Origin of the sequence: Aureliella helgolandensis, assembly GCF_007752135.1 — a bacterium.
GTDB lineage: Bacteria > Planctomycetota > Planctomycetia > Pirellulales > Pirellulaceae > Aureliella > Aureliella helgolandensis.
Genome location: NZ_CP036298.1, coordinates 3,674,009 through 3,688,388, shown reverse-complemented (window position 1 = coordinate 3,688,388; position 14,380 = coordinate 3,674,009). Strand labels below are relative to the sequence as shown.

Genomic DNA, 14,380 nt, shown 5'->3' with positions numbered 1-14,380 from the left:
GCAATTTGCATTTTAATGCGGAGGTTGCGCCCTTAATTGACTTATAGCGGAGGTTATCTTCCCTTGCCCACGCGGCGGGTTACTATTTCAACAGCCCGGTCAGTTCGTAAATTTCACCGGTTGGCCGACTACGCTCGCTCTGCCCAGGCTGGCATGGGCGCGGTGAAGACAATCGGAGAGCGGGTGTCTGGGTGCTGTAGAGTGATACTGGCTGCATGCAACCTGAGGGTCTGTGTCGGCGGGGCTTGGGAACCGGACGAAAGCTCGGACGAAAGCTCGGACGACCTAAGTTGATTCGATTCCGCCGTCACGTCTCCTGATGGATACAATGCGTCGCCAACCAGTGGGTGCCCCAAGTGACAAGCATGCAGCCGTATTTGGTGGGTGCGGCCGGAAAGCGGAGTCACCTTGAGCAGGGATGTACCATCGGGAAGACGCCTTAGGACGTGGAATTCTGTCGCCGCAGATTGTCCGGCAGAGTCAATTTTTCGGCCCCCCGCTGCAGACGGCTTCGCACTGATGGGGGCATCACACTGCATCGAATCCCAAGCGGGATGTCCGTGCACCTGAGCAACATACTGCTTCTCTACCGTCTGAGCAGCAAACTGGGGCTGGACGAACCGTGAGGCTTGGTATTTTCGACAGAGGACCACGACGCCCGAAGTCGCAGCATCCAAACGATGTGCGATGCGCAGCGATTCATTGGGATAGAGCGGTGCCAGCAGGGAAGTGAGCGAATTGCGGTTGTACCTGCCGCTGGGGTGCACTGGAAGCGGCGCTGGCTTGTTGACAACAACGAGGCTTTGATCCTCGTACAACAGGTCGATGAGCGGATTGATGGCTGGTTCTATAGTGTCGGGCAACTGCTGTTCGAAGCATTCTCCCTCTTTGACTAGGGTCTCCGCGGTCGCTACACCGAGCACATCGTAGCGACTGCTCATCTGCAGAATGCGGCCTTGCGCGATCCAGTCGAGCCAAGCTTGACGGGGAGTGGGCGGATGCCATTGGGTCAAGAATTCGATCAGCGGCAACCCCGCGAGCTTCCTCGGAACATGCATGCGACGAATGCCCGTGTAAGGTGTGCAACCGGGCTGAGTGGCTGCCAACTCCCGTAGCTGGCTGGCTCTGGTCGCAACCCTCTGCTGGTGCTGCTCTTGTGGCGTTTTATAGCATTTGGGACAAGACTTCCCAATTTTAAACTTGTCCGAGTTGAATTCGGCTTCGGACAGGACAGCCTGGCACACGAAGCAGAGGATATTGCCCGTCGGTTGCAGCTGGGGATCGAGTGCAACGCGTCCATCAAACACAAAACACGATCCGTTGTAATGTGCATCCCCGCACTCCTCGAAGTATTTGAGGATACCGCCGTCGAGTTGGTAGACTTCCTGAAATCCGGCTCGTTCCATGAGCGGCCCCGCTTTTTCGCAGCGAATGCCCCCGGTACAGAACATCACTAGCGGAACTTGCTTGGCGTCTTCCGGCAATTTTTCAATCGCCTTGGGAAACTCACGGAAGTGCTCGATATCGAGCTGCTCAGCTCCCGCAAAGGTTCCCAGTTCGAACTCGTAATCATTCCTTACATCCAGCAACCTGACGGGGCGGCCTTCGTCGAGCCATTTTCGGAGCTCTTGAGCCGGAAGTTTCGGAGACGTGCGCTCTTCTGGAGCAATCCCATCAATCCCAAAAGCAATGATTTCCTTCTTCAGTCGTACCAGCATGCGGCGAAAGGGCTGAGTCGTCGAATAGCTGTCCTTCGTTTCTAGGTTGGCGAAGGCGGGATCGCTGCGCAACGTTCCCAGGAATTGTTCCACTTCGTTCGGGCCCCCCGCTAGAAACAGATTGATTCCTTCCGGGCTTAACAAAATGGTCCCCCGCAGCCCTAAGTTGTCGCACAACGCCTTGAGCGTTTCGCGTCTCTGCTGCAAGTTGTCCAACTGTACAAACTTGTAAGCCGCAATGTTCAAAATGCGGCTTTCCGTCTGTTGGGCGGTCGCTGAAGTCATGTTTCGTCTTGCCAAACTATGGCTGTAGTAAAGTGTTCCAAAAACAAGTTCCCCACGTCCACAACTGCCAACCATTCGTCTTAAGTTAATAACAATTCAGCAGTTGCAATTGATCCCGTACTCTCGATTTATCGAGAACTGGACAAATTCGCCACCAATGACCAGCTTCCCGCAGGCAGCTCCAGCTCGCGACCGCCCCTCTTGAAAGCAACACTGGCTTTTGGCATCCACGCTCGGGGGGGGGGGGGCATGCCGGCTGTTGGGAATTCCATCAAGCTACCAGGATCACCCAGCCAAAATTACCCGGTAACCGGTAATAAATAGTGGAACGATTGGCGGGCGGGCCCTTGGGCTCCCGCTGCGGTGCGAACGCAGCCATCCAAGTTTAGACTACGAGTCCCGGTTGCTCAATCGAGGTGTAAGAGTGGTCGATTGACGCTACCGCGCCCATCCATTGCGTTTCCTGGACTGAAAACAGGCCCCGTAGAATACCGTCTGTTTACTTTACCTAACGCGCGACTATGCGTTATGATGCTACAGCGACCCTAAATAGAGCTACTAGGGTGCTCAGTCTACTCAGCCCCCAAGGTTCGAAAGCAAGTCAGTAAACTTGCCGAGGACCCGTGCCCGCAGGCTCGAAAGTCTCAGTGAATCCGATGAGCCCCAAACGATTGAAACACACTACCCCAAAGCGTTTGTTGAAGGATCGGACTAGCTTGCGAAGTTCCAACAGGAAGCGTTCCGTCCAATTGCGGCTCGCTCTTGAGCCTCTGGAAGCTCGACGACTACTGGCGGGCATCAACGTTTCGATCTACCTGGATCACAACGGCTCGCATCATTTCGAGCCGGAAACCGATAGTCGTGCCGCAGACCGACTGGTCTTCGTCGATCAGAATTTGAATGGGCAATACGACGACGACGATTTGCTGGCTGCCACTGGCGACGACGGGTTTGCCTATTTTCGCGGATTGGAACCGGGCAATTACTCTGTAGGCCTCCTCAACAGCGAGAATTTGCAGGTCGAGCCCCAGGGGGTGCAAGCCAGTTCGCAGTCCGTATCAACCTTGCCAGTGAAGAGTCTGCTGGCGGCGACCGAGCAGGGTCCGACCTGGGCAGTCGATCTCGATGATCAACTTATTCTGCTTAGCCAAGCCGAGTTGCCGCAAGCTGCCCTACCCTTGCCAGGTGCCTACGTTACTTCATTGGCGACCTCGAGCGATGGCCTGCTAGTAATTTCCGGCAGTGAAAATGGGACCTCGCGCGCCCAGCGTTTTGACTCGATTAGTGGCACCTTAGAAACACTACCCATCACGGGCCTTCAAGCCGGACAAGACATTGTCCAGCTAGTACGGGTTGGCACCCAGAATGTCGCCCTGCTTGAGACATCGCATGGCCGACAACTTGCATTTGCCAACGCCACCGGCAACAGCCTTGAGTTGAGCGGGCACAGCGCGACCACTGCCAGCTACTTAGCCGGCACGGGCTCATTCGATCGGTTGCTGACGGCGGAGTTTGCGTCTAGTGGCACTTCGACCCTTGGCATGCTTGACCCCGCCAACGGGTTCCAGAAAACACACTCCTTGATCTTAGACGGCTTGGCGAACGAGCTCGCATTGATCGTTCCGGAAGGTGCAGACCGTCCTCTGCTGGCAATGGTTGCCACCGAGCAGGACGGGGTGAAAGCGGTTGAGATTAGCAACGACACATTAAAGCTCGCAGCCATGCTTCAGGAGGCTACCGCACCGTTAGGTCTACAGCTGGGGGGCGGGCGTTTTGCGACCGGCAGCGTTGCGAATCCGTCCGAAGTCATCGTTTGGGATAGCTCGACATGGGCTCCCGTTGGCAGAACGCAGACCGCTTCCAACGCCACTCTCGTTCGAACAACCAACCTGTTGCCCGCCGGAGATGGAAGGCAAGTATTCGTTGCAAGCAATCGCGGGGTCTCACGGCTTAGTGTATCAGAGCCGACGAATCCCAATGTAACTCTCGCAACCAATGCGGCTTTGGCAGAAGTTCAGTTTGGCGTCCGGCAAACCGAAAACACCCCTCCCATGATCACCGAGTTGGCCGTCCAGGAACTCGCCGAGGACGCTGTCAGCGTAGTCGACCTGCACGAACTAGATGGGATCTATGATGCAGACGAGGATGACCTCTGGTTTGCCATCAAGCATCCGACGCAGAATGGAACTCTGGCCCTCAATGCAGACGGAACCCTCCAATACCGCCCAGACGCGGATTTCAACGGTGTCGATCAAGCGACTCTGCTTGTTTTTGACGGAACGGCTGCAAGCGAGTTTGAACTGAATTGGTCTATAATTGCCGTAAACGATCCGCCCCTATCCATTCAAGTGGATGTGCCTCCAATCCCGGAAAACGCCTCTCCTGGAGACCAGCTCGGTTATATCTCGATCGTAGATGTCGATCGAGACGCGAACTACCTCGTGACCACTTCGGATGCTCGTTTTACGGTGGAACTTGGCCGACTCTATTTTTCGGCTGGAGCCATCGACTATGAATCGGAAAATCTCATCAACATCGAGTTCCAAGCCATCGACGTGCTTGAGCCCGCTCATCGTATTACAGTGCACGCAACGCTGGCGGTTGCTAACACTGTCGAATTGCCGCAGGAGATAAAACTGGAGGGGACAACCGTGCCAGAAAACGCCCCTGGTGCACCAGTTGGTCCCGTCGTAGTCATCGGCTCCGAGCCCAACGCCGAATATCGCTTTTCGGTTTCGGACGCTCGATTTGAAGTGGTAGCCGGTCAGCTCAAGCTGCGTCATGACCAGTCCCTCGACTACGAAGCCGAGCCACTTGTACAACTGACCGTCACAGCTTCGATTCTGGGAAACGAGAGCACGGTAACCTCCAAGCCGCTGTTGGTCCGCGTCACTGATCGCAACGAGGGACCGCTGGGATTGTCCCTGAGCCGGAAGGCGGTGGTCGATAGCACGCCGGGAGCTCCCGTGGGAACCGTTTCGGTTTCGGATCCCGATGGGGATCATTACAACTTCACCGTGTCGGATGAACGTTTTGAGTTCGTGGGAGATACGCTCCAACTAAAGCAAGGGCAGATCATTTACTTGTTTCTCGAAACAAGTGTCACACTGGAGATTACTGCCACCTCACACCGGGGTGAAAGCGTTTCGGCTGAATTCACCCTAACGGTCACTCCCGCTCCCTCACCCTACCAGAATCCTAAGATCCCGCAGGATGTCAATAATGACGGGGTTGTGACTCCCATCGATGCCTTGATCCTAATCAACCGACTCAATCAAGAAGGTATCGACACCCAGCCGTACGATGGGGAGTTGGCAAATGGCGAGCCCTGGTCCGACGCCTACCCCGACGTGAATGGTGACGGCCGCCTAAGTCCGATTGACGTCCTCATCGTCATTAATCAACTCAACAAACAGGCCAATGAACCCCAAGGGGGAGAGGGTGAGCAGCCAGGATCTGCCCCCATAGCCCCTTTGCTATTCAGCCCTCCTACCCAGGATCGAACCAAACCGCAGAATTCACAGGCTCCGCCTGACATTAAATTGCACCGTCCCTCGGAAAGCAGATCCGAACTCAGCTCGAATCTTCCCCCAACTCCCTCACCGGAGAATTACGTTCCGGACGTCGAGCAGTATCACAAACGCGAGTCCTCGAAATTGGATGCCGAGCTAGAATCGCTCATCGATCAGCTCTCTCAAGAACGGGCTGCGTGGTAGTGCTTCGAGCACTCGCTTGTGCAAGTCCGTCGCCAGATGGCTTCGCGGCTCAATAGGGCAAGATTCTATTTGCGCAATTCCCAACGGCGTGGTGGGACGACAGTCTGAAGCGCGCGCCGTCTGGCTTGTCGGTGTCTGGCTACTTAGCCAAGGCCTGCAAGGCAAAACTCTCGCTACCGATGGAGCGGTGATTCTCGGGTTATGCACGCGAGCACACCGTACTCGGAAATCGCAAGCGGTGGGCATCGAAAACCGATAATTTCTCCCTCACGCAGAAACTTGGGGCACTCCAGCACCACTCGCCAAGCGAACAGTGCCTGCTGCTATTCAGTACCGCGAGCGGCATCGCTCTGAAGTATTCGACCTCAGCTCGAGGCTCCAGTTTGACACGCTAACTGGAACGTGAATGCTCCTTGTCTATCAGGCCTTCTTCAGAATCTTCGCAATCTCTTTAGATAAATTCCCGCCTGCCGCGCATCAGATTCCGCAGCAGCAGGTTATGTATCCTACCTGCGCATCGAAGCCTTCCTCGACAGTGGATTGGTATGAACGATTCTCCGCTTCAACAATTACACCGATTTCACACAGAAATTGTTTCCGTGGCTAGCACTGGATTGCCTATCGACGTTGGCTGCCCAGCTGAGTACGAAACTTTCAACGCATTTCTTGAATCGATGGCCAGCCGCATTGGTCGCCAACTGGCAGCCGGTGTCGATCTGGCTGGGGTCGTCGCAGCCGACTCGACGCTCCCCGAGGCCTATCGCTCCGCGTTCTTAGCATGGTTGGAGCCTGAGGGGCAGGTGCAAGGTTTCGAGAGGCTAGTTGCCATGCCTCTGGCGACCTCAAAAGTCCGACAGCAGTGGGAGGTGAATGCCTCCCAGCTATACCTCTTGCTATTCCTGGCTTACCTGGCTGTTCTGTACATCCTTAGCTTCACGGTGCCCAAGTTCGCCGCGTTAAACGACCAATTGCAAAAGCCACCCGGACTCGCGTTGCAAGTATTGTTGGTCCTCCGAACATGGATGCCCCTTTGGGGCACCGCGATACCTGTGATTCTGGGACCTATCGGGCTGCGCAAGCTCTTTCGCTGGGGAAGTGCTTCGCGAGCTCCCTCTTGGGGTAAGCATCGCGTTTCTGAATCCAAATTGACACGGCACATTCAGCAGGCCTTGAAAGCGGAGCGGCTACTCGAGCGTAATGCTAGTCACCATGAGATGCAAGCGACAACCGCATCACCAGAGAATCTCGACTTACCGGTCCAAGTTTCGGACGCGGAACCGAAGGAAACAGCTCAAGCGGTGGTTGGGAACGGGCCAGCCCCACCCGCGGTACTTCCTCCACTGCTCCACTGGGCGACTCACCCCACTTCCGATTCGCTTCCTCAGAACAGGAAATTGGAGTTGGCGGCTGCATCCTACTGGCGTTTAGTGGACTTTCAGACTTCCGGCGTTTCCCTTCGCTGGTCTACGATTTTCGCAGCAGTCGTGGGGAGTCTTATCGTTTTGACAGTGGCACTTGCGGTGTTCCTACCGCTGTTCGATTTCTTACTCTTTGTGGCGGAAGGAAACTAGCTGATGCACCGCTTCCACTACCAAGCCACCAACTCCGAGCAGACCGTTGTGCATGGAGAACTGACTGCCGAAAGCGTTGCCGACGCAGTTCGCGAGTTAGAGCAACAAGGGCTGATACTGAATTCAATCGAGCGAGTTGTCGTTTCAGCTCCCCTGGCGTCTGCTCAACGCAACGATTTCTGGCAAAGAATTTCCCGAGTCATTGATAAACGCAAAAACTGGATACCAGCCATCGCGGCATTGGCAAATGAAACGCCTCCAGGCCCGAGCCGTAGGGCATTGCAGCAGCTTGTTGCAAAGTTGCAGGGCAATCTGACACCGGAGGAATTCCTTTCGAAGCGATCAACCGCCGCTCTACTACCGCTACTGAATAGCTCCGATCGTGAATCGCCTGACTCGCGGCAGCTACAGAGCTGGCTTGGGATGCTCGACGAACAGCTAAAGTCGAGCTTGCATATTCGTCGTAGTTTCTACTACCCGCTGTTCCTCGTGGGCGTTTGTTTGTTGCTGACGGTGTTCTTTGCGGTAACCATTATTCCGACCTTCCGCACCATGTTTGGAGAATTTGGGCTGCGTCTACCACCACCAACATTGCTGACGCTGTGGTTCTCGGCTCAATTAACACAGCATGCTCTCAGAACTTTGGTATTTGGTTGCTTGCTGGGTGGTGGCTGCGTTCTGTTGGTTTCTCAATGGCGAAGGCATGCAATTACCAATCGGATTTTCGGACGCTTTGTAGCAGGTAGTAGTTCCAATCTTTTGGCGATGTCGACGCTCTGTAGCACACTGGCCGAGCTGCTTCAAATGAAGATTCCCGTGGAGGAAGCCATCCGGCTCTCTGGTACAAGTTGCGAACACTCCTATTTTTCCATAGCTGCAGCGCAATTGTCGAAGGAGCTCAAGCACTCGGGATTTCGAATCGAGCAAACGCGTTCGATTTACCGCTTTCCTAGGCTGCTCCAGCTTGCCCTGACTTCGAGGAATCCGGACGGTGTAAATGTCGAGTTGATTCGAGAACTTGCCGAGCTCTATCGCCACCGTGCGCAGCTTCGATCTAACTGGATCTTTGAGAGTCTTCCAAGTTTGGTCATCGTTTTTGTAGGTGGTCTTGTGGCCTTTGTGATCGTAAGCCTGTTCTTGCCGTTGGTTTCGATGATTACTTCGCTCGCATAAACGAGCAGAAAAGGTAATTGACTCTTTTTTATGTTTGATTTATTTGGAATACTGCATAGCCGGTTGACTGAATCGTATCGGCCGGGCCATAGCAAAGCATCGAATTGGCGTAGTACGCCGTTGTGGGACGCCGATCCTCAAGCCAGCGTTCAAGCGTCACTAGTTCAGCTGCTGAGTTTCGCACACCGTCAACGTCAGCCATTGGCGCCACTAATCAGTGGACTTGCCGAAGAGCAACGTGGCGTATCGCGACGGCGTCTGAGGCGTCTGGCAATGAGATTGGAACAGGGGATGCCCCTGGTCGATGCACTCGAGCAGACTCCAGGAGTGCTAAGCGATGAGAGCGTTTTGACACTGAGGCTTGGCGTGCAAAGCGGGACCCTGCCAGCGGCATTTGCCGCCCTTGCAGGTGAGGATCCCTCATCAAGAGTTCACTTTTCCTACCGCATACGTCAAGCACTAGCCTACGCTGCCGGACTCACCTTGGCGTTTGGCTTTGTGGGCACGTTCATCCTTGTCCTAATTGCCCCGACATTCCAAAAGATGTTGGAGGAATTTGGAATGGCGCCTGTAACAGTGTGGCAATTCTCATCGCTGATGACTGTCACCTCGTACTTATCGCATTACCTGCCGCTATTCATTGCCCTAGGCGTGTTGCTAGGGATCCTGATCTGGCTCACCAGGCCAATCAGAATATTCCAGCGCACTTGGGCCGCTCGCCTGCTCGCCACGGTTGCCCAACGTCGCGCCGCTCACATGCTGCAAATGTTTGCGTTGGTCACCGACGCGGGACGTCCGCTTCCCAGTGTTTTGTCGACACTCGCACGCTACCACTTTGACCGCTATATCCGCAGCCGTTTACTGTTTGCGCGCAACGAAGTCGAGCAAGGTGCTGAGCCTTGGGAAAGTTTGGCGAGTGCCCAACTCCTTTCCCCTGAGGAATGCCGCGCAATTAGCAGTCTTGAACCCTCTCAATCGCGATCGTGGCTGATGAGGAGACTGGCTGATTGGAAACTAGTTCAGGCGGACAGGGTCGCCTCCATGATCGTCGCTTGCCTTCACCCTCTCGTAGTAATAGCGTTCGGTTTAGTCGTGCTGTGGATTGCCACTGCATTCATTGGCATGCTGAGCTTTATGATTTCCAGTCTCGCCTAGTAGGAGGACGAGTGACATGCGGCGTAAGTACCGTCCCTTCCGTAGAGGTTCAACAATTCCAGAGCTTCTCGTTTCATCCACCCTCTTGGTCACCATGCTGGCACTCATTGCGCGCGGTGCCTTCCATGCCCAACGCTTGACCGTCGATTCCAGGCAGCAGCTGTTTGCAAATGATGTGGTTGCCAACCAACTGGAACGTCTCACTATTTTGGGACCAACAGAGTGTGCACAACAGGTTGAATCTTTAGTTCCGTCATCCGTCGTCCAGTCCCAACTACCGGAAGCGGCGTTCGAAGCGACAATTGTTCAAGATGAACTCGGCGAGAGGCTGGAATTGGAGTTGCATTGGCAGCGCAATTTGAGTCCTGCGGCAGTCCGCTTGGTGGGCTGGTTTGAGTTTCAGAATTCGAATGAGTAGCCACCATGTTTTCTACAGTCGGTCCCAGCAGCAGCTCGACGACAGTTCCCCCGAGAGGAAGAGATGTGATCCGCAAACGCCAGTCAAAGTATCGTACCGGTCGAAATACAGTTCGGCAGCATGGTTTTACGCTCATCGAAGTCTTGGTCGTCGTAACCGTCAGTAGCAGTTTGTTGGTGGTGGCGGTCACGGCTGTGGCCCAAACAATGCAATTATCGCAGTTGACGACGGCGGAAGTACAGCGCATCCAAGCGACGCAATTGTTTGTCGAGCAATTCAGGGAAAGTGGACATAGAGCGATTGAGGTACTCTGCCCTGCACCAGAAGAGTTAACGCTGGTCCTGGAAGAAGATGTGCAAATCACCTTCAAATTTTCCGACCAAATCATTCGGCGAGTAGAGTCGCAAATGGGGCAGGTGCGTCGTAGTGAGCATCTTGATCTAGGGGACGTTCGATTCGTTGAGTTCGCCAAGCTCGAAGAACCGCTCCGCGCACAGCTGACCATTCTCCGGGATCACAACTTGCACGCGGAAACGGGCATGGTGGAACGTCAGATTGAATCCGTTGTTGGACTGCGTCAGTTCCTACTCAATCATTCGCAAGAGTCAGAGGCCCTACCATGATCCAGTCTACCAGGCGCCGACGGCGCGGAGCGGTCCTCATTGCGGTCCTCGCTTGCCTCATGATTTGTGCGTCGCTGACTGCGACCGCGTTGCACCAATCTTTGAGAAGCCGCCGTGAAACCAAGAATTCCCTTCGCGTGCGTCAAACCGAACTGCTCCTGCAAGCAGGCATGCGGCGGGCGACACAACAGTTGCAAATCTCTTCCGAATATTCCGGTGAACACTGGGACGTCTCAGAAGCGTTGGCTGAATGGGATGCAGCCAATCTTCAGATCGAGTGTACGCGACTTGAGGGGCTGCAAGCCGATCAAGATGCAACGGAAACCAACGATAGTCTTTTCGAAGTGAGCATCGTCGCCACCCTAGGAAATGCGGAATTGCTCGACCACCAAATCCAACGCTCAACCACGTTCACCATTCGGGAGTAGTATTCATGCAACGTCAACAAACTTATGGAACAGGCCCCATGCATTCGGTAACTAGACAACGACGCATCGCATTTACGCTAGTTGAACTGTTAGTGGTGATCGCGATTATTGGAATTTTGGTGGGCCTGCTCCTGCCCGCGGTGCAAGCGGCTCGCGAGGCAGCACGGCGTTCCCAGTGCTCCAACAACCTGTTGCAGATGGGACTGGCACTTCATCACTTCGAATTCGCCACCGAACATTTCCCGGCTGGTTCTATCAATCCAGACGGCCCCATTCAAAACGTCGACCAGGGACAACATGTTAGCTGGATCGTGCAGACTTTGCCCTTCTTCGAAGAACGCACTGCCTACGGCATGTTTGATATCGAGGCTGGAGCTTATGCCCCAGAAAATGCCCCTGTGCGGAAATATCCAATCAGCACGCTACTGTGTCCCTCGTACCCCTTCAATCGGCAGAGGGATGATGTAGCGGTAACCACCTATTTTGGCTCCCAGCATGACCGCGAAGCCCCCATTGCCGCGGACAACGACGGCATGCTCTTCTTAAATAGCAACGTGCGATTTCGCGACATCCTGGATGGCTCGTCGCACACCCTGCTACTGGGCGAGGGAATGCTTGAAGCCACCCCACTGGGCTGGGTCTCCGGAACGCGCTCTACCCTTCGAAACGTAGGACATCCAATGAATCCCCCCAAGGACATTGACGCGTCTGAACCAACCGTCCTGGAAGTCGGTGGTTTTTCTTCCTACCATACCGGTGGTGCTCAATTCGTTCTCGCCGATGGAGCGGTGCGTTTCCTGACACAATCGATCAATCCGGACACTTACCGCCAGCTGGCGAACCGCGCTGACGAAGAGCTGCAGGATGCCACCTTCTAGTTTGAGACAGCCTCGGCATAAATGGGAGGTTGCCAATTTTTGGGTAACTTCCCTTGAGGACGCACACCAACCGACTGCGGCGGAATGGCGTGGTCGGCAAAATTAGCAATGGGGAGGGAATCTGACAGATGTTTGATTTCAAAATCTTTGTACTGAATCTTCATCGCTGGCCCGACATGCACCTGGACGGCCAAGACGCCCTCTAGTGCACGGCCCGTCTCGTCAAAGTCCCATAAATCGGCAGTCGGCTGTCCATCGATCCAGTGTTGGTGGTGATTCCCCTCCACCAGCACGCGGTAGTCGTGCCAGGTGTCAGCCGGGAATTCTTGCACGGGAAAGTTCCCGACAATCCAAGCATGGCCTGCCGGGTCCACAACAACTTTTTCTCCAGTATGCGATAAGATCCGCCGCCCACGCTCTTCATACAGCATGCCGTTGTAGTTTGGATTGTCGGCCACTACATCACATTGGTATCCGGAGACGACATCCAAGCCAATTTCCGGACGCGAACGACCGCGATACTGAATCCCGCTATTCCCACCAGCGGTGACCTTAACTTGAACTCGCAGATCAAAATTACGAATGGTCGAATCGGTCCAGGTCAGAAATTGATTCATCTTGAGCGAACCATCGGTCACACCGGTGATGGCTCCATCTTCAACCGACCAGTAGGCCGAATCTCCCGACCAATGCCGCAGCGTCTTACCATCGAAAAGCGATACGAAGCCATCGTTATCCAATCTTGCTCCTACGTTTGCTGAAGCCTCTGGATAGGGAGTCGTGGATGCGGTAAACGGCTGTTTGAGCGGATCAAGCGGGCCCCCAAGTTCTGCTACGCGTTCATCTGTCCGCCGCCGCATGCTCTCAAGCACAGTTTGGTGCGCAGGGTCGGCCGCGAGATTGGTGAGTTCATCAGGGTCGCTCTGGAGGTTATGGAGAAACTCATGGTTCCCGTGATCGAAATAGCGTACGTATTTGAATCGGGCATTTCTCACCCCTTCAAACGCCGGTATCCGATTGCGGACAGCAAAGTGTTCATGAAATGTTTCGGTTCGCCAATCAGAGGGTGTGGCACCTGCAACAATCTTGCGAAGGCTATGCCCTTGATAACGCTGGGGGACCGTCACGCCTCCCCAGTCCAAAAACGTGGCCGGCAAGTCGAGGTTGAGGGCGATCGAATCGGCAACTTTCCCGCGTTCTTCTTGAGGCACTCGCGGATCAGCGATAATCATGGGCACGCGCAGGGCTTCTTCATAGTGAGACCACTTACCAGCGAAACCACGATTTCCCATGTGGTATCCGTTATCTGCGGAATACACAATGATGGTGTTCTCGGCCAACCCCGCTTCCTTCAGAGCGGCTGTAAAGCGGCCAATGGCGCCATCGATTCCGCTGACCATGCGATAATAGGCTCGCATATTGGTTTGGTATTTTTCAGGAGTATTCCACCGCCAGAAGAATCGTTCGCGATTGATAGTGGTTTTTAGGAAGTTTGGTTGCTGTTCGAAAATTGTAGGGTCATTGAGTCTCGGTGGGGCAATGACAGTGTCTTCATACATGCCGTCGACCGCTTGTGGCCATGGAAAATGGCCGATGCCTGGACGTCGGTCGCTATCTTCCGCATGGCACGCATTGAACCACATATTGAGTGCGAAGGGCTGATCGGCTGGTTGTGACTTCAAGAACTCGATCCCTCGGTCCACAATCAATTCGGTCTCATGGCGCAAGCTGCCGTCCGCCTGTTTCTTATAATACGGATTGCGTCCGATGGCTTCGAACTCGTCAAAGTGATCTTGGGGCCGATATCCGGCTGGCATCTTCGCATGCCACTTCCCGAAATAGCCAGTGCGATACCCCCCCTCTCGCAATAGATCCGAGTAGAGCGTCTGCACCGCATCGGGCCGAGCTTGTTCGGGATTGTCGGGCGTTCCATAGCTCCGGCCAGTCAATCCGCTTAAAATCGTTGTGCGGCTGACCCAACAGATTGCTTGGCTCACAAAAGCATTCTCAAAGCGTGTCCCTCGAGCCGCCATGGCATCGATATTCGGCGTCTGCACCACCGGATTTCCATAGCAGCCCAGCGTACTGGTGGTTTGGTCATCGGTGAAGAAGAACACGATATTGGGCCGTTCTGCCGCAGCCAGTTGCCCTGAAAAAACGTAGAGCAACGATACGGTTACTAGCAATCTACACATAGTCATTGGTAGCCTGAGTTCTGATAAAGCCTTCAGCCACGAAGCGGGAATCGGTAGCTGGCAGTGATATTGTGAGGACAGTGATGCGTGACCAACCGCCCAAGATCCAATCGGGATTGAAGATTGAATTATAACCCGTCCGTCAGTTCAAGGGCCCTTGGGTCGGCGACCTTTGTGTGCTCACCTAGACTTACTTTGCGCCCCACCAATCCGCATTCAT

The 14,380-nt window shown here is 54.6% G+C and carries 10 protein-coding genes; 8 read left to right on the top strand and 2 right to left on the bottom strand.

Annotated elements, in window-relative coordinates; all coding sequences use genetic code 11:
• Positions 1-128: 128 nt before the first annotated feature.
• Positions 129-2,003 (bottom strand): sulfurtransferase, encoded by a 1,875-nt coding sequence (locus Q31a_RS13185; RefSeq protein WP_145078328.1) that lies wholly within the window; start codon positions 2,001-2,003, stop codon positions 129-131.
• Between the two features lie 716 nt (positions 2,004-2,719).
• Here Q31a_RS13185 and Q31a_RS13180 point away from each other — a divergent pair.
• The 8 genes from Q31a_RS13180 (at position 2,720) to Q31a_RS13145 (ending at position 11,965) form a co-directional block, all read left to right on the top strand.
• Positions 2,720-5,719: a dockerin type I domain-containing protein gene (locus Q31a_RS13180; protein ID WP_197356797.1), complete on the top strand. Its 3,000-nt coding sequence runs from the start codon at positions 2,720-2,722 to the stop codon at positions 5,717-5,719.
• A 599-nt stretch (positions 5,720-6,318) separates the two neighbouring features.
• Entirely contained in the window at positions 6,319-7,290 is a 972-nt protein-coding gene (locus tag Q31a_RS13175) for a hypothetical protein (protein WP_145078322.1), read from the top strand.
• A 3-nt stretch (positions 7,291-7,293) separates the two neighbouring features.
• Entirely contained in the window at positions 7,294-8,463 is a 1,170-nt protein-coding gene (locus Q31a_RS13170) for a type II secretion system F family protein (protein ID WP_145078319.1), read from the top strand.
• A 30-nt stretch (positions 8,464-8,493) separates the two neighbouring features.
• On the top strand, positions 8,494-9,618 hold the full coding sequence (locus tag Q31a_RS13165; protein ID WP_145078316.1) for a type II secretion system F family protein: 1,125 nt from the start codon (positions 8,494-8,496) through the stop codon (positions 9,616-9,618).
• Between the two features lie 16 nt (positions 9,619-9,634).
• Positions 9,635-10,036, top strand: a complete 402-nt coding sequence (locus Q31a_RS13160; protein WP_145078313.1) for a hypothetical protein — start codon at positions 9,635-9,637, stop codon at positions 10,034-10,036.
• Between the two features lie 5 nt (positions 10,037-10,041).
• Entirely contained in the window at positions 10,042-10,659 is a 618-nt protein-coding gene (locus Q31a_RS13155; RefSeq protein WP_145078310.1) for a prepilin-type N-terminal cleavage/methylation domain-containing protein, read from the top strand.
• On the top strand, positions 10,656-11,087 hold the full coding sequence (locus Q31a_RS13150) for a hypothetical protein (protein ID WP_145078307.1): 432 nt from the start codon (positions 10,656-10,658) through the stop codon (positions 11,085-11,087). Before Q31a_RS13155 ends, Q31a_RS13150 begins: the two co-directional genes overlap by 4 nt.
• Before the next feature lie 5 nt (positions 11,088-11,092).
• On the top strand, positions 11,093-11,965 hold the full coding sequence (locus tag Q31a_RS13145) for a DUF1559 domain-containing protein (RefSeq protein WP_231691185.1): 873 nt from the start codon (positions 11,093-11,095) through the stop codon (positions 11,963-11,965).
• Here the strand turns inward: Q31a_RS13145 and Q31a_RS13140 are convergent.
• The gene (locus Q31a_RS13140; protein ID WP_145087220.1) at positions 11,962-14,160 is read right to left on the bottom strand and encodes a sulfatase-like hydrolase/transferase; all 2,199 of its coding nucleotides are present in this window, start codon (positions 14,158-14,160) and stop codon (positions 11,962-11,964) included. The genes Q31a_RS13145 and Q31a_RS13140 overlap by 4 nt on opposite strands.
• Positions 14,161-14,380 lie beyond the last annotated feature (220 nt).